Here is a 19260-nt window from a genome sequence, read left to right on the forward strand (position 1 = left end):
AAAACAGCCTCAAAACGCACGTAAGAGCGAGCGTAACTGGCATGGGAGCACAAGCAGTTCCTGTAAGGACTTGCTACCTGATGCGCCATTGGCCAGCAGCCTAGAAAGTAACCGTAGGCGCTTTTTGGGCACCGGCATCGGCTTCAAAGTAGCCTTTCTTCTCAAACCCGAACCAGCCGGCGAAGAAGTTACGCGGGAATGCCCTAATGTAGGAGTTGTAATCCTGCACGGAGTTGTTGAATTTCTGGCGCTCTACAGTAATGCGGTTCTCAGTGCCTTCCAGCTGCGCCTGCAGTTCCAGAAAGTTCTGGTTGGCTTTCAGGTCTGGGTAAGCCTCGGCGGTAGCCATCAGTCTGGAGAGTGAGCCGCTAAGTTGGCTTTGGGCCTCCTGGAACTTAGCCATGTTCTCGGGCGTCAATTGATCGGCATTCAGTTGGATGCTGGTGGCCTTGGCGCGGGCGTTGATGACCGCCTCCAGGGTTGACTTCTCAAAGTTGGCGGCGCCTTTCACGGTGTTCACCAGGTTAGGGATCAGGTCGGCGCGACGTTGGTAGGCGTTCTGTACCTGCGCCCATGCACTGGACACCTGCTCGTCTTTTGTTACCATGTCATTGTACCCGCAGGAAGTCTGGGAGAGAAGGACTACCAAACCAAAAAAGTAAAGCAATAATTTTTTCATAGTGGTGGGTTAGTTATGCAGAATTAGGTATTAGTTACATGCGTACTTCCTACACAGAGGCATCCTCTATACGGAGGGGGCGCGTAGAATGTACGGTTTTAGTTGAATTTCGTTAAAACGGCTTTAAAACTGGTTTGGGTCAGAAACGCCCAGGTAAGCAAGCCCCTGCTAAAGGTAACAAGGTTCTGCTTAAATATTCAAGAACGGCTATTTAATTTACCCCGCTTATATCACAGGGCAGGGGCAAGGCCGCTGCCTGGCATGCAGGAAAACCGGCAGAATTGCGTAGCTTGGGGAGTAAAAGCTTCCAATTCTTTGTATGAAAGCAGTAATTCCGGTGGCTGGCATGGGCGCTCGTTTAAGGCCCCATACCCACACCCAACCCAAAGCGCTGGTCCCCGTGGCCGGGAAAGCCATTCTGGGCCATATCATTGAACGCCTGCAAACCACGGGCATTACCCAGTTTGTGTTTGTGGTAGGTTACCTGGGCGAGAAAATCATGCATTACGTGCAGCGCAAGTACCCCAACATACAGGCCGAGTTTGTGGTGCAGCAGCCCCGTGAGGGCCTGGGACACGCCCTGTGGGCCGCCCGCGAAACGTTCCGGCACGAAGACAGTGTGCTCATTCAGCTAGGTGATACTATTGTGGACGTAGACATGCAGCAATTGGTGCAGTCTGAGCATACCATGCTGGCCGTGAAAATGGTAAAGACGCCCTCTATGTTCGGGATTGCCGACTTGGACCGCTTTGGGTTTATCTCAAAGGTGGTGGAGAAGCCTAAAATCCCCAAATCCAACTTCGCGCTGGTGGGACTCTATAAGATGGCGCACCCCGCCCGGCTGGCCGAGGCCCTGGAGCACATTATTGCCCATGACATACGCACCCAGAATGAGCATCACCTCACGGATGCCCTCATGCACATGATTGAGAACGGCGAGCAGATGGTGCCCCTCACGGTAGACCACTGGTTTGACTGCGGCCGCAAAGAAACCCTGCTACAGGCAAACGCCACCCTGCTCAATCGCCCTGAGTTCCGGCGCCCTGACTACCCCGAGTTCCCCAACACTATCATCATTCCGCCGGTGAGCATTGGCAAAGGCGTGCAGATCTCCAACTCTATTGTGGGTCCCAACGTGGCCATAGGAGAGAGCGCCATCCTCAGCTACACCATCGTGCGCAACTCCATCATCGGCGGCTACGCCGAGTTGGGGTACGCTGTGCTGGAAGACTCGCTGGTGGGTTCAGACTCGTCTTTGAAAGGCCTGAGCCAGCGATTGAATATTGGGGATAGTACGGAGATAGATTTTAGCAGCTGAGGATTATAAACCCATTAAAAGTGAAGTTGGCCCGTGCTAAAAGCTCACATATTCCTCTTCTTGTTCCTTCTGTTTTCAGGAAAGGCTTTGTGCCAATCAAAGGTGTATGGCAGCGTATTTTCCAAAGAAGATAAACTCCCTCTTCCAGGAGCGACCGTTTTAGAAAAGGGAACCCAAAATGGTGCAGCCACATCTATTGATGGAAAATTTACACTTGATGTAAGCAACCCAAATGCCATTTTAGTTATTTCATTTATTGGGTTTTTGCCTCAGGAAATACATTTAAATGGGAAGGACGCCATTGAGGTGATGCTTAAATCAATCTGTTATAAAGACTTTTTTGACCACCAGGTTTTAAGCCTCTTTGCAATGAGCGGGGTGTTCCATACTCCCGTAGGAGGTAGAATAGAATTATCTCTTCCGGCCTTCTATAGGGACCTAACTCTCAAAAGCGCTATAGGACTACAATCAGATTTAAATGAAAACAAGTTTTATAATGCCCAGATAGAGTTGAATCACTTTTTGGTAACCTGTGATTTTGACATGGACGCCAAGTGGCATTACCGGAAAGTAAATTTTGACCAAAATTTGAGAACAAAAGTTAATTCCGTTGAGGCCGATTTAAATTTCAGCAGACCTTTTTGGAGCTTAGATTATCTTAACGTTATTATAGGCTATAGCAACCTTTATTACAGAAAGAGTGATGCACTACAGCAAAACTCAACGGGACCAGTTTTAGGGCTAGGAACATACACAGGAGAACCATTAAGACTTTACATAACAGGGAAAGCTGCAATCTTTAGAGATAACGTTGAATACCAAGGGGACCTCAACAGGCAGTTTAAATGGATACATACTTTTGCCAAGGTGTATAGTCTAGGTTCCTTTACAGAAATAAGTTTGGGAGCTGGATTTAAGATAGGCTATAACTAGGAAGAAGGAGGTAGCTTGCTGATTTATGAAGGATTTAACAAATCAATTTACCTGGTCCGGTTGCCATTACGTTAGGTAGGTGCACATGTGAAGCACTAGTTGACAATTTTGCTACCTGATACTTAAAAAACAATGCAAAACAGAATCACCCAACTCTTCAACATACAATATCCTATCATACAGGCCGGTATGATCTGGTGCAGCGGCTGGAAGCTGGCTTCGGCGGTGAGCAAGGCCGGTGGGCTGGGTCTTATTGGCGCGGGCTCCATGTACCCAGACACGCTGCGGGAGCACATCCAGAAATGCAAGGCGGCCACCGATAAACCGTTTGGCGTGAACGTGCCCCTGCTCTACCCAGACTTGGAAGAGCATTTCAAGATCATCATGGAAGAGAAGGTGCCCGTGGTGGTGACCTCGGCGGGGAACCCAAAGACCTGGACTAAAAAGCTACAGGACAACGGCGCCAAGGTAATACACGTGGTAAGCAACGTCAAGTTCGCGCGCAAGTGCGAGGAGGCCGGCGTAGATGCCATTGTAGCTGAAGGCTTTGAGGCCGGCGGACATAACGGCCGCGAAGAAACTACCACCTTCTGCCTGATTCCTATGATCAGGGAAGCGGTTAGTTTGCCTTTAATTGCCGCCGGTGGCATTGCCAACGGGGCCGGCATCTTGGGGGCACTGGCCCTGGGAGCCGAAGGGGTGCAGGTAGGCAGCCGGTTTGTGGCCAGCGTGGAATCCAGCGCGCACCAGAGCTTCAAAGACCGCGTCATCCAGACCCAGGAAGGTGATACCGAACTGTCTCTGAAGCAACTCACGCCCGTGCGCCTGCTCAAAAATAAATTCTACCAAGACGTAAAAGCCGCCGAGCAAAGAGGCGCCTCTACCTTGGAACTGGTGGAACTGCTGGGCTCAAGACGCGCCAAGCGCGGCATGTATGAAGGCGACCTGGATGAGGGCGAACTGGAGATAGGTCAGGCCGCCGCCCTGGTGCATGATATAAAGCCCGCCGGCGACATTGTGCAGGAGATGTGGCAGGAGTTTCTGGCCGCCAAGGCCCGGCTGTGTACCGAGTGGTAAAACCCTTCACAAAGCAGAGAACCATTTAAAGCCTACTTCTTTTTCACTTACGCGCTTCACTCAACCCCAACCGCTATGCAAACAAAAAACAAAACCACCGTCACCGTTAAAACCACCGTTCAGTTACCCGTAGAGAAAGTATGGGAGTTCTGGACCAAACCTGAGCATATCACGCACTGGAACTTTGCCGCAGATACCTGGCAGTGCCCCAGCGCCACCAATGACCTGCAGCCGGGCGGGCGCTTTGTTTGGCGCATGGAAGCCAAAGACGGCAGCATGGGCTTTGACTATTGCGGCACCTATGAGCAGGTGGTACCCTACCAAACCATTGTGAGCAAACTGGATGACGACCGCCAGGTTACCATCATCTTTGACAGCCAGGACGGCCAGACCCAGGTAACCGAGACCTTTGAGGTGGAAGACCAGAATACCGTTGAGCTGCAAAGATCCGGCTGGCAAGCCATTCTGGATAACTTTAAAACCTACGCCGAGGCACAGCAATAAAGAAAGTACCGGGCGTAGGCAGCCAGCCCTGCAGGAATTACTTATTGCCAATAAATCAGATTTGCTCCATGTCTTCTTTTAGGGTTCCCAAAAATGCTTGCTGGCTTGTGTTGCCATGCCTCTTCTGTTTCCTTTCCTGTGAAGAAACAGAAGAGGCAGATCATCCGCAGAACTTCATTGGGAGCTACAGGGGCACTGCGCAAGTGGATTATTCTGGTTCTGAAAGTTACATCAGGAGGGACACTTCTTTCACAGAGGTCCTGGTCAGGATAGCCAGGCATCCGGAAGACGGTAAAAAAGTGTCGGTCTCAGTAGAACTGCCTACTGGCAAAATGTATAAGTATGAGAAAGTAGAGGTAGCGGGAAGCGATTTAACGTATGTTATGTCTGCCAGAGGCTGTGGCTGCACATTCAGTATTGAAGGGAATTTACAAGGCAATACGCTTGCCCTTTCATTATATGAATATAATGCGGGGGTATCAGATAATCGCGTAAAGGTGCAAGCCGGTAAGCAGTAGTTCCAGATTAGTTGAGTTCACCAGTAGCCATCCATCCTAATTACTATAGTTTGCTTCCCGCCAACCTCACTACCGCCCTTGCCCAACACGTAACGCTTTCCCCGGAAGAGGAAGCGACTTTTCTGGCTATCTGTGAGCCCCGGGAGGCCAGTAAAAAGGAAATACTGCTGCGTACCGGTGACCAGAACCACACGCTGTATTTTGTACAAAGCGGCTGCCTTCGGTCTTTCATTGTGGACCAGGCGGGCAAAGAGGTAAACCTGGAGTTTGCCATTGAAGGTTATTGGATCAGTGACGTGGCGTTCAACAAGCCGGCGTTGCTGTCTATTCAGGCCCTGGAACTGACTAAGTATGTAGCCATCAACTTCAATGCCTTTGACCGGCTCACCGAGCAGTATCCTGTTTTTAACCTGTTTTTCAGAAAACTGCTCCAAAACGGCTACTTCGCCTTTAAGAAGCGCATGCTCACAGGCATGACCCAAACCGCAGCCGAGAATTACCGCGATTTCCTCCTCAAATTCCCCACCCTGCCCCAGCGCATTGCCCAGTACCACATTGCCTCCTACCTGGGCATCACGCCCGAATTCTTCAGTTCCATCAAGTCTGAAGGCCTGGACCTCTACCAGCAGGCCATTTCTTAAACTACCTTATTCTTTTCCGGCCCTTCCTTCCCGACCTTTGTGTAGTGAATCTGAGGTGACCACGCTGTTGTTGAAAAGATAGCCTCGGCCCCAGGTTCGCCCAACATTCTTCACGCAACTTGAATAACCGTGGAAAGAAGAAGCTTTTTAAAATTAGCGGCAGGAGGTGCCATTACTATGACCACATTAAGCGCTTTCAGAAAATTTACCGAGGACCTTGCGCCTCAGGAATATACCATGCCCGTGCTCTTTATTGGCCACGGGTCGCCTATGAACGGCATTGAAGACAACGAGTTTAGCCAACGCTGGCTTAAAATGGCCCAGGAGATACCTACCCCTAAAGCGGTGCTAGTGGTTTCGGCGCACTGGTTTACCAAGGGTACCAAGATCACGGCCATGGATTTCCCTAAAACCATCCACGACTTCGGGGGCTTCCCGAAGGAGTTGTTTGCCGTGCAATACGCCGCCCCGGGGCACGCCGCGCTGGCCAAAGAAACCGTAGAGCTGGTGAAATCGGCAAAGGTGGAACTGGACCATGACTGGGGCCTGGACCACGGCACCTGGACCATTGTCCGGCACATGTACCCGGGCGCCGACGTGCCGGTCCTGCAGCTGAGCATTGACTATACCAAAGGCCCGCAGTACCACTATGACCTGGCCAAGGAACTGAACGCCCTGCGGAAGAAGGGTGTGCTGATCATGGGCAGTGGCAACATGATCCATAACCTGCGTATGGTGAACTGGTCTATGATCAACGGCGGTGGCTATGACTGGGCCTACACCCTCAACGACAAGTTCAAGGACCTGATCCAGAACCGCGAGCATCAATCGCTGATCCATTACCAGAAGCTGGGCAAAGAGGCACTCATGGCTATTCCTACCCCTGAGCATTATCTGCCCTTGCTCTATACCCTAGGTCTGCAAGGCAAAGACGAGCCGGCTTCCTTCTTCAACGACAAACTGGTAGGCGGCTCGCTCAACATGACCTCGGTGAAAATAGGGGCCTAAGTCTAAAGGAAAGGCGGCTCCAAGCACCATACCCACCTATCAATAGAAACCCCGCGTTTTGGGCCTGTTTTCCTGAAAACAGGCCCAAAACGCGGGGTTTCTGGTTTACAAGCGGCAAGGTTACTTGGCCCGAGCAAAGACCAGCACCGGCTGGCTGTCTTTCAGCAGGGTTAATTGCGTGGCGGTTACCTGGTAGGTCAAAGCAGTGTCTGAGAGCGCGGCCAGGAAAGGCTGTTCCAGGGTGTCTTCGGCGCAGGCCATGCGGGTGGAACCCAGGTGCTGGAAGGAAAGATGGGTAGCTGATGCGGTCACCCCACCGAAAACGCGGTTACAGCCGGTAAAGCCGTTTACCCGCTGCTCGGCTACCTGGAAGGTGAGCTGGGGCGTGCGCGAGGCATCTGCCGCAGAGACCGGTTTACCGTTCAGGTTCACCAGTTTCCAGCTTCCGTTCAAGAAGTTGGGGTCATTGGTGTGCGTAGAAGCCGTGGTAGTGGAAGTAACCGGAGTGGCGCTGGGGGTACAGCCGCCTACCAGGAGCGTGAAGGCGGCAAGCCCCGCTAAAATGAAGTTGCTTTTCATGGGTGTAAATACATTGCGTTGCTTACCGGCATGCAAACATGGGGCCTAAAAAAGCGAATAGCCGGCTTTTAGGCATTTTTCCTGCATAAAACGGCCCATAATGGTCGTACCCCCAGAACCAGCCCGGAGGCCCTCAGAGGCAAAAGCCTGGCCCACTGTAATATATGAGGTGCATCCGCTACTAATTTAATGCCACGTAAATCTCCTATAGCCATGCTTACCTACAAAGACTTTCTGTTATTGCTTACCCGCTTATTCCTGGGCTATGTGTTTTTCTCGGCGGGGGTCTGCAAGCTCACGCATGGGCAGTTTGGGCAATTGATTGGTCCGCCGTGGCTGGAGGAGCGGTTGGCCCAATATGGCTTGGGCTTTTTTGCCCAGGTGGTGGCCTGCTGCCAGGTAATCATAGGGGCCTTGCTGTTCACGCAGCGGTTCAGCACGCTAGGCGCCATCATGCTGGTGCCCATGAACATTGCTATTCTGGCAGTGACCGTGTCACAGCACTGGACCGGCACCCCGTACGTGAACGCAGTGTTTCTGCTCCTGAACCTGTTGCTGTTACTCTATGAATACCCAAGGTTCCAGTTTCTGTTTTCGCCTATTGCCTCTTCTCAGGTACCGCCTTCGCCGCTGGAAGCCTTCAGGGAAGGGCCTTGGCCGTGGGCTGTTTTGGCCGCTGCTTTGGCGACGCTGGTCGTGGCGCCTTTCTCGGCTACTTTCGCGCTGGTGTTCGGGCTTGTCACCTTTCTGCTGGCCGGCCTTCCCCTCTTGCGGGGATCCTTACTCAGCACCCTGGAAAAAACCATTGTCCTGATGGCCATTGGCAACATGTGCCTGCTCACCATAGGAATGAAACTGCCGTACACGCATAAGTTTATTGCGGCCATCAGTGCCCTGCTATTTGTGCTGTTGCTGGTCAACCTCTGGCTCAAAAACCGCTCCCACTCTAATGGTCTTGCCCCTACGGCCTGACCCGCCCTTCAGCCCTTATAAAAGCAAAAGAGGCCGGAGCGTTTCCGGCCTCTTTTGGCAAAAACAGGCTTAAAACGGAAAGGTTGTCTTTATTTATACAAGAGGTATTTCTTGCGCATTTCTTTGTACGCGGCCAGCCCTGGCTGCCACGTCTCCCTGATCTTCTCCTCTGACCAGCCTTCCTGAATCTGCTTCCGGAAGTCGGCCACACCGATCAATCTTTCAATCACGCCCATTTGCTTGCTATACGAGGAGTCAAAGAAACGCTCTTTCTGCGGGTAGGCCTGGTAAAGCTCAATCATCCAACCCAGGTTAATTTGGCGCTTCTTGCGTAGCTGCTCCACGTCATACTTCCGAAGGTCCAGGCCGTAGCTGGCCTCGTTCATGTGCAACGGCGTCTCGCTCATGCCCTGAATACTCACTGGCGTAAAATTGAATTCATATTTGCCTTTGAGCGCCGGCGCGCCTAAAACCGTGAAGGGCATGTGCGTGCCGCGCCCCTGGCTGATGATGGTGCCTTCAAACAAGCACAGGCTGGGGTAAAGCATCACGCTCTGAGGCGTGTTGAGGTTGGGCGAAGGGTTCACCGGCAACACGTACGGCATATCATGGTGGTAGTTGGCTAGTTTGATGATGTTGAGCTTACTGAGCTTAAGGCCATTGGCCATCCAGCCCTCGCCGTTCACCATCTGCGCGAACTCACCCACCGTAAGCCCATGCGCCACCGGGATAGGGAACTGCCCGATGCCCGATTTGTACTTCATGTCCAGGATAGGACCGTCTATCATATAACCATGCGGGTTGGGCCGGTCCAGCACCATCAGTTCCACGTTGTGCTCGGCGGCAGATTCCATCACATCCCGCAGGGTATTGATGTTAGTGTAGAACCGCACGCCCACGTCCTGGATGTCATAGATGAGCACGTCTACCCCGGCCAGGTCCTCTTTGCTGGGCTTTTTCTTTTTACCGTACAGTGAGATGATGGGAATACCGGTCTTGGCGTCTACCTCATCACCTACGTGCGCGCCATTGCTGGCATTGCCCCGGAACCCGTGCTCCGGCCCAAACACCTTCACAATCTGAATCCCGGCCGCCAGCAGGCTATCCACGCTGGGCTTGCCGCCAATGGTAGACGACTGGTTCACCACCATGGCCACTTTCTTGCCCTTCAGGTAGGGCACGTACTTCTCCGTCTGATCAGCGCCGGTGATTAAACCTTTGCCGGGTTTGGCGGAGGTGGATTTGCCGCTAGCAGCTGTGTTGGCCGTAGAGGCTTCTTTAGAACAGGAAGAGCAGCCTAGGGCCAGGGTGAGCAAGCCAACGGAAATAAAAGTGAGGATGGGTTTGGGCATGGTTAGGAGGGAAATAAAGTTGAGTTGATGATAGAGTGAAGAGCGACTGCTAATGTAAAGAGTTATCGGCGACTTAAGTGGATATTTTAAATAATTTTAGAAAGCTTCAGTGAACGTAGGTACTTGAGTATCATATTTTGAGGCAACTGAAACTCTATTTTAAATTCACTATATTCATCTCACTAGAAGCAAGAATTATAAAAAGAATCTTACTTAAATATATGCAGGAAACCACTGAAGAGAAATTTTTACGATTAGCAGTTATTGAACAAGTTAAGTATCATGAAATAGCCGAAAAGCATGACATCTCACTGGAAGAATGTAGAACCTTATGGAATACCTTAAAACCTACCCGTGAGAAATTGGCTGAAATCTTGCGTGTGTGGAAGTCTAAGGCTTTAAAGGGAGAAATGGATTTTTATGAATTTAAGAATTGGCATGAAGCATTAAAACAGTGTGAATACTGTGGAATCACACAAGAGCAGTTAGATGCTTTATGGGATAAGAATCAAACCTTAACCAAACGGAACCGTGGAAGAAAATTTGAGATTGACCGCAAGGAACCTAATAAAGCGTATACCTTAGACAACATTGTATGTGCCTGCTACTGGTGCAACAATGCTAAAACGGATACATTCACGGAGGAAGAATTTAAGCAGATTGGACAAGCAATCAAAAATGTTTGGCAGAAGCGATTAGCTGAATGATTACAGATCAAGAGACCAATTTCGTTTACCTCTCTTCCTTACTTTCCACCGAAGAAAAGTGCCGTCCATTTTGGGCAAGGCTCAAAAATATTTTAGCCCTAGAAGGTATAGGTTACAAACTACTACAAGGCACTAAAGATATTTGGTGCCGGGATTATATGCCTGTTCAGGTGTCAGAACGAGAGTTGGTACAGTTCAATTATTACCCAAGCTACTTGGATAATGCCAAATACCGTCATCTTAGGACAGATGTTTCTGAGGTAACCTTTGACTGGCATTTTCCCATCAAATCTTCAGCCTTGAATTTAGATGGGGGCAATGTGGTTAAGGCAAAAGGTAAAGCAATAATCACAGAGAGGGTTTTCAAGGAGAATAGTCACCTATCAAAAGATGAGGTGAAAGCGGTTCTTCAAAACGAACTGCATTTGGAGGAAATATTTATCATCCCCAGCCAACCAGATGACTTTACCGGCCACTCAGATGGAATGGTTAGGTTCCTTGACGACCACCGTTTACTGGTAAATGATTTTAGAACGGAAAGCCCAAGTTGGAAAAAGCGCTTTGCACTGGCCTTACAAAAAACGGGTTTAGAGATTATCTCCTTCCCTTATGTGCCTTTGGACGAGAAGAATGAGAACGGTGATTATACTGCTAGGGGATGTTACATCAATTTCGCCCAGATTGGGAATGTCGTTCTACTTCCATTTTTTGATTTACCAGAAGATGAATTCGTATTGGCAAGAACAAAGGAGCTTTACCCTCACTGCAAGGTATATCCTATTTTATCCAATGAAATTGCCCACCAGGGAGGTGTACTAAACTGTGCTACCTGGAATATCAATGGTTAACACCACTCCCCTTTTTGTCATCCTGAAAGGACCTTGTGGGCGAACGGCAGTAGCGTGAATTCAATGTCATTACCGTGCGCTACCAAGATCCGTTCAGGATGACAGGAAAGAGAGACGTGAAATAAGACTATAGATTAGAGAAGAAGGACCAATAATAGAGAACTAGATGAATAAAAAAAGAAACGTTTATAAAGACCAACTAAGATTAGAAACCAGAACGCCAAAAAAAGAGGCCAGATTACTCTGGCCTCTTTCCAACAACTAAACTTTAATCACTACTCTTTGTCAATCAGCTCCACGCTACGCTTCACAAACGCGGTTAGGGCCGCGCCGGAAAGCATGTTCTGCGAGAGCAGCGCCAGATCATAGGCCTGCTTGGCAATCTTCTCACCGCGGTCATCCTTGGCTTTTAAGATGCGGTGGTTGATGGGGTGGTTGGCATTGATGGTCACGTTGTACATGTCGGGCATGTTGCCCATCATCATCATGCCACCGCCACCCATGCGGCTCATGTCCTTCATGCGACGCATGAACTCAGGCAGGGTAATAATCACCGGTTGGTCATCGGTGCTTAGGGCTTCTACCGTGACGGTCATGCTCTGGTTAGAGATGGCCTTCTCAAAGAGTTCCTTCAGGCGGGTGGTCTCCTCCTCAGAGAGCACGCTCTCAGGCTTGGCATCCGTCTGGATGAGCTTGTCAATGGTATCAGCATCTACGCGCTTGAGCGTGGTTTTCTCCAGTTTCTGCTCCAGCTGCCCAATGAAGTGCGGGTCAATCATGGTGTCCAGCTTCACCACGTCATAGTTGCGGTTCTGGGCAGTCTCAATGAAGGCGTGCTGCTTCTCAGGATCGGTGGTGTATAAGATGACCAGATTGCCGTCTTTGTCGGTTTGGTTGGCCTGCACCAGGGCGCGGTATTCTTCTAAAGTAGAATATTTTCCATCAGTGCTTTGCAGCAACGCGAAGTCTTTGGCTTTCTCATAGAACTTGTCATCTGAGAGCATGCCGTATTTCACGAACACCGCAATGTCGTTCCACTTCTCCTCATAGGCGCTGCGGTCTTTCTTGTAGATCTCGTTCAGTTTATCGGCCACCTTACGGGTAATGTAGGTATTGATCTTCTTCACGTTGGCGTCTGCCTGCAGGAACGAGCGGCTCACGTTCAACGGAATGTCCGGGGAGTCTATCACGCCGTGTAACAGCATCAGGAACTCCGGCACCACGTCTTTCACCTCGTCGGTGATGAACACCTGGCGGCTGTAGAGCTGGATTTTGTTTTTCTGGAAGTCAAACTCGTTCTTCACCTTAGGGAAGTACAGAATACCGGTCAGGTTGAACGGATAGTCCACGTTGAGGTGAATCCAGAACAGCGGGTCCTCTGAGAACGGGTACAGCTCTTTGTAGAAATTCTTGTAGTCCTCATCGGTCAAATCAGACGGCGACTTGGTCCAGATAGGGTTCGGGTTGTTGATAATCTCGCCGTTGAACTCTACCGGGATTGGAAGGAACTTGCAGTATTTGTTCAAGATGGTCTGCAGGCGGGCCTCCTCCAGGAACTCCTCAGAGTCCTCGGCGATGTTGAGGATCACATCCGTGCCGCGCTCGGTGCGGGTGCCGGTGGTGATGGTGAACTCCGTGGAGCCGTCGCAGGTCCAGTGCGCGGGCTCAGCGCCGTCTGCATGCGACAAAGTGTCAATCTCTACGGTGCTGGCCACCATAAACGCCGAGTAGAAACCTAAACCGAACTGACCGATGATCTGGCTTTTGTCGGCGTTGGAGTCTTTGTAGCGCTCCACAAACTCAGTGGCGCCCGAGAAGGCAATCTGGTTAATGTATTTCTTGATCTCCTCGGCGGTCATCCCTATCCCGTTGTCAGAGATGATGATCTGCTTTTTCTCCTTGTCCACTTTCACCGTCACCTTCAGTTCGCCCAGGTCGCCTTTCAGCTCGCCAATGCTGGAGAGGCTCTTAGCTTTCTGGCTCGCATCCACGGCGTTAGAAACTAATTCGCGCAAGAAAATCTCGTGGTCTGAGTACAGGAATTTCTTGATGATGGGGAAAATGTTCTCGGTGTGAATCGAAATCGTGCCTTTTTCTTCCATTTCGTTATCTATAAAAATGATATTTGTTGCGGTTTTGTAGAGGAGGCTTGGCAAAAGCTGTTCCAGAGCTCAAAAAGTGACAGGATGGCAGAAATAGCCGCATACATTAGCCCTAAGCAATGCCAGGCCTGCCGCCGCAGAGAAAGCCAGCCCCGCTGTTTTGAGCCTGTTTTCCTAAAAACGGCCTCAAAACAGCACTTCCCCACCGGGGCAAAAACCATAAGTCAGCGGGTAGCCCGGCTCCTAACAAAAAAGATTATTATATATTTGTAGATACATCAACTGTCTGTGCGAAACCTCCGGAACGTAAGCGCCTACCTATTGCTCCTGCTTTTCATGCGGGTGATGGTACCTGACAAGGTACTGGTGGCCCTACACGCCCATACGCACACAGAGCACAAACCCCATGATGAGCGCCGTACGCACGTAGACCACCAGCACACGCACTGCCCTACCGCCGAGCTTTTCAACATCCCTTTCCAGCCTTCAGAGACCGTGGTGGTATTCACTACCCCTCTCACCCTGGAAGATAGTTACCAGATAGGCTACGCCTTCGTCTGGAAATTCAGCTACCCGCACACCGCCTCTCCGCGCGGACCGCCCGCCGTGGCCTAACCGTATTTTTCTCAGAATGAAGCCCTTGTTCTCCTTGGGCTAGCGTTCCATTTCTTAACAGCCTCCCGTATAGTTAAACGGCAGGGGCTTATGCTGCTATTAGCGGCTTGTCTTCCTATTCTCATAACTTAGATAGAATGTCATTCCCTAAATATTTTCTGCTTTTGGCGGTCTTGCTCCTGAGTGGTGGCCGCGCTTTCTCCCAGGCAACCCACTCGCTCTCGGGCACCATTACAGATGGCCAGACCAAGGCCCCGCTCATTGGAGCCACCATTTACCTCACTGACCTCAAACGCGCCGCCTCTACAGACCTCAATGGCCGTTACCAGCTTGATAATTTACCTAAAGGCCGCTTTCTGGCCGAAGTCCGATACGTGGGCTATATCACCAAGGCTTTGCCCGTTACCATTAATGGCACCACCACGTTCAATCTGGCCCTGGCCCCTTCTGTGGTGGAAGTGCGGGCCGTGGTGGTGACCGGTGTTTCCTCCTCAACGGAGGCCCGCCTGAACCCCGTGGCCACCACCGTGGTAGGCCGCGAGCAACTAGACCGCACCAGCGCCACCAACGTGATTGACGCCATTGCCAAAACACCGGGCGTGGCGCAGATCTCCACCGGCGCGGGTATCTCCAAGCCGGTTATCCGGGGGCTGGGCTTTAACCGCATCATCACCCTCAACGATGGCATCAAACAAGAAGGCCAGCAGTGGGGCGACGAACACGGTATTGAGATTGACGAGTACTCTGTGGAGCGGGCCGAGATTGTGAAAGGCCCCGGCAGCCTTATGTATGGTTCAGACGGTATAGCCGGCGTGCTCAATTTCCTCACCCCAGACCCTATCGCCGAGGGCAAGGTAATTGGCAACCTCACTACTAATTACCAGACCAATAACAACCTGCTGGGCTATTCTGCCTACAACGCCGGCAACCTGAACGGCTTTAACTGGGCCGCGCGCCTAAGCCAGAAAGTGGCCGGAAACTACCGCAATGACTTTGACGGCCGCGTGTACAACTCTGGGTTTAGGGAAACCAACGCCAACGGATACGTGGGGTTGAACAAAAGCTGGGGCTATTCGCATCTGGCCTTCAGCACCTTTAACCAGACCGTGGGTTTGGTAGAGGGCGAACGCGATGAGGAAGGCACCTTCCTGAAACTGGTGAACCATGACGGCCAAGCCGAAGAGGAACCAGTTACCAATGAAGATCTGAAAGGCTATGACCTGGGCATTCCGCAGCAACGCATCAACCATTTTAGGGTGGCCTCGCAGAACAACCTGGTCTTTGACAAATCACGGCTTACCTTCAACCTGGCCTGGCAGCAGAACCTGCGCCGCGAGTACGGCAACCCGGTAGACACCCAGGAAGAGGAACTGGCCATGCGCCTGAACACCGTCAACTATGACGTGAAATACTTTCTGCCAACCCTAGGCGGTTGGGAACCCACTGTTGGCGTGAACGGCATGGTACAGCAGAACCGCAACGAAGGCGAGGAAGTAATCATCCCTGAATATCGTCTGTGGGATGCCGGGGTTTTTGGGTACCTGAAGCGGGAATTTGGGCCCTTGCACCTGAGCGGCGGCCTGCGCTATGACTACCGCAGCATTTCCTCAGATGCCTTGTTTCTGACAGAGGAAGACGAATTCACCACAGACCCATCAACTGCTTCTGAAACCAAGTTTGACGCCTTCACCAGTACTTTCTCCAATGTGTCTGGTAGCGTGGGCGCCACCTACAGCCTCAATGAACGCCTGACCGTGAAAGCCAACCTGGCCCGCGGGTTCCGGTCGCCTAACATTGCGGAACTGGCGTCTAATGGGCGCCATGAGGGTACGTTTAGGTATGAACTGGGCAACACCCGCCTTACCGCAGAGACCAGCCTGCAAGCAGACGCCGGCCTTACCTATGACACCAAGCACATTACCCTCGGGGTAAACGGCTTCCGGAACAACATCCAGAACTACATCTTCGCGCAGAAACTGACCAGCGTGCTGGGCGGCGATTCCCTGTCTGGTGAGGCAGATGACCTGGCCCCTACCTTCAAATATGTGCAGGGCGATGCCTACGTGTATGGCGGCGAGTTTACCATGGACATTCACCCGCACCCCCTGGACTGGCTGCACCTGGAAACTTCCTTTTCGTGGGTGCGCTCCATCCAGAAAGATGTACCCCAGGATAGGAAGTATCTGCCCTTTACCCCGGCCCCGCGCCTGAGTTCAGAGCTTCGGGTAAGTTTCCCTACGGCCGGCACCTACATCAGGAACTGGTACGCCAAGGCGGAACTGGAGAACTACTTTGCCCAGAACAAGGTCTACACCGCTTTTGGCACTGAGACACCTACTCCCGGCTACAGCCTCCTGAACCTGGGTGTAGGCGGAAACCTGACTAATGCCGCCGGCAAGACTAGGCTCTCGGTTTACCTTATTGGCAATAACATCTTAGACAGAGCGTACCAAAGCCACCTCAGCCGCCTCAAGTACGCCCCAGAAAACCCAGCCACCGGCCGGACTGGTGTGTACAACATGGGCCGAAACGTGAGCATTAAGGTGATGGTGCCATTTGGGTAAACAACGGTTCTAAACTTCTAATTTACCTACAAGACAAAAGGCGCGGGAGCTTTCTCCCGCGCCTTTTTTTGTTGCCATGCGTTTCAAAAAATAGCAAAAGCAGCTTCAGTGGACTAAGCCTTCTCTGATTATTTTGAACAATGCATGCTTACCGTTCGCCACCAAAATACTTTCAGGATGACAAAATGGATGAGACAGAATGGATAAGTCAGAATAGATAATGAGCCTAGCCGTTTTAAGCCTATTTTCTTAAAAACATGCTTAAAACGGCTGGGCAGATTTCTGCTTATTGCTCCCGTTTCCCGGGAAGGTTTTTGGCGTTTTCCCAAGTGGGTTTAAAAGCAGGAAGTGCCTTCTAACTTTTCCAAACCAATAAGGCGCTACTTTCAAGAATGCAACCCTTGAAAAACCAAAAGGCCAGCCTCTGTTCTGAAGCTGGCCTTTGGTTAATAAAGGGATAGTAGATGTTTCTCTCAAATAGTAAAGTTTATCTCAATACCGGCTCTACTTTAAAGCCTTTGTTTCTTAACAACTGAATCAATCCTTGGTCGCCGGGCAAGTGGGCCGCGCCTACCGCCACAAAAGAAGAGCTTTTCTGCATCATGGTCAGCAAGGGCGCCAGCCATTTCTCATTCCGCTCATTCAGCAGCAGGTCTTGTGAATTATCTTCCTGGGCATTGATCAGGTCATAGAGGCCATATAGGTCTTCTTCCTGGTACAGGCTCAGCATGTCCTTCATGAGTTTGCGCTGGCGGTTGAACTGCTTTATATTCTGGAGGAGTTGGGAGGTCTGGGTTTCCAGGGAGGTTTTCTCGAACAGGGCTACCTGCTCTTCAGGGGTTTCCAGTGATTTAATGACCTTGTGTTCCTTTTTAGCCAGGTTAAGCAGGGCCAGGTCATAAGACTCTGGGCTGTACCCCAGTAATTTAGGGTAGAGAAGTAACTGACCCAGGAACGCCGGTTTAATATACCGGAACACTTGCATGTTGCGCTCCAGGCTGTCACGCACGAACTTGGCAAACAGCGTATAGTCCTGCGCCGTCATAAGGCTTTCAATGGGTTTGGCCATGTGCATGGACTTAGAGATCATACGAGACAGTTTGGGGCTGTCCAGATCTACTTCAAACACGACCGTTTCGGATTTTTCAAGTTTTTGTGTTACCTTTTCAGGCAGAGCAAACTGGGCTTTGGGTACTAAATGGAACGTTCCGTAGAGATAAGAGGTCTTTATACCTTTACCACTTATCTTCCATAGCAAGGACTTTTCCTTTGTTTCAGGAGTATCACAATTCCCTACTTTTGGCCAGACCAGACCTATTAGGAATAAAGCCACAAAAACAGAAAAAAAACCGCCTCTATACGTGCCCATTTGCTTAAGGTTACAGAACTTGAACAAAAATATAATTTTTTTTTCGCAGTGCAACCTTTCACCCCCTATAATTCCGACGAACGAGTATAAAAACTCGGTGAAAGCAACTTAATATAGGTTAAATCTTAACATTTCTAAAACCACATAAATTTTCTCCAAGCATAAACTTTAAATAGTTCTAACCTTATTCCTGCTCGTCCTTTCATGCCAACAACCTCTTCTTCGGTTTATCAGCCCAGAATCTTAAATACGGCGGTTATAATAGCTGCACTAGGGTACTTTGTAGACATATATGACTTGGTTCTATTCAGTATTGTGCGTATCACCAGCCTTAAAGACTTAGGCGTAACCAACCCTGCCCAACTTTTGAGCCAGGGCGTATATCTTATAAATATGCAAATGACCGGCATGTTGCTGGGAGGCATCTTCTGGGGCATATTAGGGGATAAAAGGGGTCGAATCTCGGTATTATTTGGGTCTATTTTTTTGTACTCTGCCGCGAACATAGCCAATGGCTTCGTATCTAATCTGGAAGCATATGCTTGGCTTCGTTTTATTGCAGGCATTGGCCTGGCCGGGGAACTGGGGGCTGGTATTACGCTGGTGAGCGAGGTTTTACCCAAAGAAAAACGAGGGTATGGCACCACTATCGTGGCGTCTGTGGGTATTTCGGGGGCCATCCTGGCGGGAATTATTGGGGAATACTTTCACTGGCGCACCGCTTATTTTGTGGGCGGGGGGCTGGGCCTGTTGCTGCTCGTGCTCCGGATTGGGGTTTATGAATCTGGCATGTTTGCCCGCACGCAACAACAGGCGGTGGCCAGAGGTAACTTCCTGAGCCTGTTCACCAACGGCACCCGTTTTCTCAAATACCTAAAATGCATTCTAATTGGTATTCCTATCTGGTTTGTGATTGGGGTCTTGATTACTTTCTCCCCAGAGATTAGCCAGGCACTAAACATTCCGGTGCCCATCTCGGCGGCCAAGGGCATTGCTTTCTCTTACCTGGGCCTTACCCTGGGCGATCTGGCCAGTGGGCTGTTGAGCCAGAAACTGAAGAGCCGCAAGAAAGTGGTTATGATCTTTCTGTTGTTACTGGCCGGTAATATTGCGCTGTTCCTGCTCGCGCAGGGCGCCAGCGAAACGTATTTCTATGCCCTGTGCGTAGCGCTGGGGTTTGGCGGTGGCTACTGGGCCGTGTTTGTGACCATTGCCGCCGAGCAGTTCGGGACTAACATCAGGGCCACGGTCACTACCACCGTGCCCAACTTTGTGCGCGGGGCGGTGGTCATTCTCACGCTTTCTTTTAAAGGCCTGCAAGGCAACCTGGGTATCCTGGAGACTGCCGCCTTGCTAGGAGCCGTTTCCATTGTGATTGCCCTGGTGTCTATTAGTACGCTGCCGGAAAGCTTCAGCAAAGACCTTGATTACCATGAGTAAAGGCGTTTTGGGCCTGTTTTTAGAAAAACAGGCC

General features: G+C 50.8%; 18 protein-coding genes. 13 read left to right on the forward strand and 5 right to left on the reverse strand.

Annotated elements, in window-relative coordinates; all coding sequences use genetic code 11:
• Nucleotides 1–100 precede the first annotated feature (100 nt).
• A complete protein-coding gene (locus tag ACYVJQ_RS13550; RefSeq protein WP_460893637.1) occupies nt 101–679 on the reverse strand; it encodes a LemA family protein in 579 nt (192 codons plus the stop codon).
• A gap of 319 nt (nt 680–998) precedes the next feature.
• Here ACYVJQ_RS13550 and ACYVJQ_RS13555 point away from each other — a divergent pair, with 319 nt between their 5' ends.
• From ACYVJQ_RS13555 to ygiD, 7 genes are all read left to right on the forward strand, one after another.
• On the forward strand, nt 999–1997 hold the full coding sequence (locus tag ACYVJQ_RS13555; RefSeq protein ID WP_460893638.1) for a sugar phosphate nucleotidyltransferase: 999 nt from the start codon (nt 999–1001) through the stop codon (nt 1995–1997).
• Nucleotides 1998–2030: 33 nt separating this feature from the next.
• Complete coding sequence (locus tag ACYVJQ_RS13560; protein ID WP_460893639.1) at nt 2031–2930, forward strand: carboxypeptidase-like regulatory domain-containing protein; 900 nt, start codon at nt 2031–2033, stop codon at nt 2928–2930.
• 132 nt (nt 2931–3062) lie between these two features.
• Nucleotides 3063–4007: an NAD(P)H-dependent flavin oxidoreductase gene (locus tag ACYVJQ_RS13565; protein ID WP_460893640.1), complete on the forward strand. Its 945-nt coding sequence runs from the start codon at nt 3063–3065 to the stop codon at nt 4005–4007.
• Between the two features lie 75 nt (nt 4008–4082).
• Nucleotides 4083–4511, forward strand: a complete 429-nt coding sequence (locus tag ACYVJQ_RS13570) for an SRPBCC domain-containing protein (protein ID WP_460893641.1) — start codon at nt 4083–4085, stop codon at nt 4509–4511.
• A 68-nt stretch (nt 4512–4579) separates the two neighbouring features.
• Nucleotides 4580–5029: a hypothetical protein gene (locus ACYVJQ_RS13575; protein ID WP_460893642.1), complete on the forward strand. Its 450-nt coding sequence runs from the start codon at nt 4580–4582 to the stop codon at nt 5027–5029.
• Nucleotides 5030–5040: 11 nt separating this feature from the next.
• On the forward strand, nt 5041–5670 hold the full coding sequence (locus ACYVJQ_RS13580; protein ID WP_460893643.1) for a Crp/Fnr family transcriptional regulator: 630 nt from the start codon (nt 5041–5043) through the stop codon (nt 5668–5670).
• Between the two features lie 177 nt (nt 5671–5847).
• The gene (gene ygiD, locus ACYVJQ_RS13585) at nt 5848–6678 is read left to right on the forward strand and encodes a 4,5-DOPA-extradiol-dioxygenase (RefSeq protein WP_460893644.1); all 831 of its coding nucleotides are present in this window, start codon (nt 5848–5850) and stop codon (nt 6676–6678) included.
• A 120-nt stretch (nt 6679–6798) separates the two neighbouring features.
• Here ygiD and ACYVJQ_RS13590 read toward each other — a convergent pair whose 3' ends face one another.
• Nucleotides 6799–7257, reverse strand: a complete 459-nt coding sequence (locus ACYVJQ_RS13590) for an META domain-containing protein (protein ID WP_460893645.1) — start codon at nt 7255–7257, stop codon at nt 6799–6801.
• 213 nt (nt 7258–7470) lie between these two features.
• Between ACYVJQ_RS13590 and ACYVJQ_RS13595 the strand changes: the two genes are divergently transcribed.
• On the forward strand, nt 7471–8229 hold the full coding sequence (locus tag ACYVJQ_RS13595; RefSeq protein WP_460893646.1) for a DoxX family membrane protein: 759 nt from the start codon (nt 7471–7473) through the stop codon (nt 8227–8229).
• An 89-nt stretch (nt 8230–8318) separates the two neighbouring features.
• Here ACYVJQ_RS13595 and ACYVJQ_RS13600 read toward each other — a convergent pair whose 3' ends face one another.
• A complete protein-coding gene (locus ACYVJQ_RS13600; RefSeq protein ID WP_460893647.1) occupies nt 8319–9581 on the reverse strand; it encodes an exo-beta-N-acetylmuramidase NamZ family protein in 1263 nt (420 codons plus the stop codon).
• A gap of 221 nt (nt 9582–9802) precedes the next feature.
• Between ACYVJQ_RS13600 and ACYVJQ_RS13605 the strand changes: the two genes are divergently transcribed.
• Both ACYVJQ_RS13605 and ACYVJQ_RS13610 read left to right on the forward strand, forming a co-directional pair.
• Complete coding sequence (locus ACYVJQ_RS13605; protein ID WP_460893648.1) at nt 9803–10288, forward strand: HNH endonuclease family protein; 486 nt, start codon at nt 9803–9805, stop codon at nt 10286–10288.
• Nucleotides 10285–11136, forward strand: a complete 852-nt coding sequence (locus ACYVJQ_RS13610) for an agmatine deiminase family protein (protein WP_460893649.1) — start codon at nt 10285–10287, stop codon at nt 11134–11136. The genes ACYVJQ_RS13605 and ACYVJQ_RS13610 overlap by 4 nt, the downstream gene beginning before the upstream one ends.
• Nucleotides 11137–11411: 275 nt before the next feature.
• On the opposite strand, the gene htpG is transcribed toward ACYVJQ_RS13610, so the two are convergent.
• Nucleotides 11412–13238, reverse strand: coding sequence for a molecular chaperone HtpG (gene htpG / locus ACYVJQ_RS13615; RefSeq protein ID WP_460893650.1), 1827 nt, complete (start codon nt 13236–13238; stop codon nt 11412–11414).
• A 288-nt stretch (nt 13239–13526) separates the two neighbouring features.
• Here htpG and ACYVJQ_RS13620 point away from each other — a divergent pair, with 288 nt between their 5' ends.
• Both ACYVJQ_RS13620 and ACYVJQ_RS13625 read left to right on the forward strand, forming a co-directional pair.
• Entirely contained in the window at nt 13527–13853 is a 327-nt protein-coding gene (locus ACYVJQ_RS13620; RefSeq protein ID WP_460893651.1) for a hypothetical protein, read from the forward strand.
• A gap of 137 nt (nt 13854–13990) precedes the next feature.
• Nucleotides 13991–16417 (forward strand): TonB-dependent receptor, encoded by a 2427-nt coding sequence (locus ACYVJQ_RS13625; protein ID WP_460893652.1) that lies wholly within the window; start codon nt 13991–13993, stop codon nt 16415–16417.
• A gap of 487 nt (nt 16418–16904) precedes the next feature.
• Here the strand turns inward: ACYVJQ_RS13625 and ACYVJQ_RS13630 are convergent, their stop codons facing one another.
• Nucleotides 16905–17786 (reverse strand): TraB/GumN family protein, encoded by an 882-nt coding sequence (locus ACYVJQ_RS13630; protein ID WP_460893653.1) that lies wholly within the window; start codon nt 17784–17786, stop codon nt 16905–16907.
• A gap of 204 nt (nt 17787–17990) precedes the next feature.
• On the opposite strand from ACYVJQ_RS13630, the gene ACYVJQ_RS13635 reads away from it, so the two are divergent.
• Nucleotides 17991–19226 (forward strand): MFS transporter, encoded by a 1236-nt coding sequence (locus tag ACYVJQ_RS13635; protein WP_460893654.1) that lies wholly within the window; start codon nt 17991–17993, stop codon nt 19224–19226.
• Nucleotides 19227–19260 lie beyond the last annotated feature (34 nt).

The organism is Rufibacter soli, from assembly GCF_054781795.1.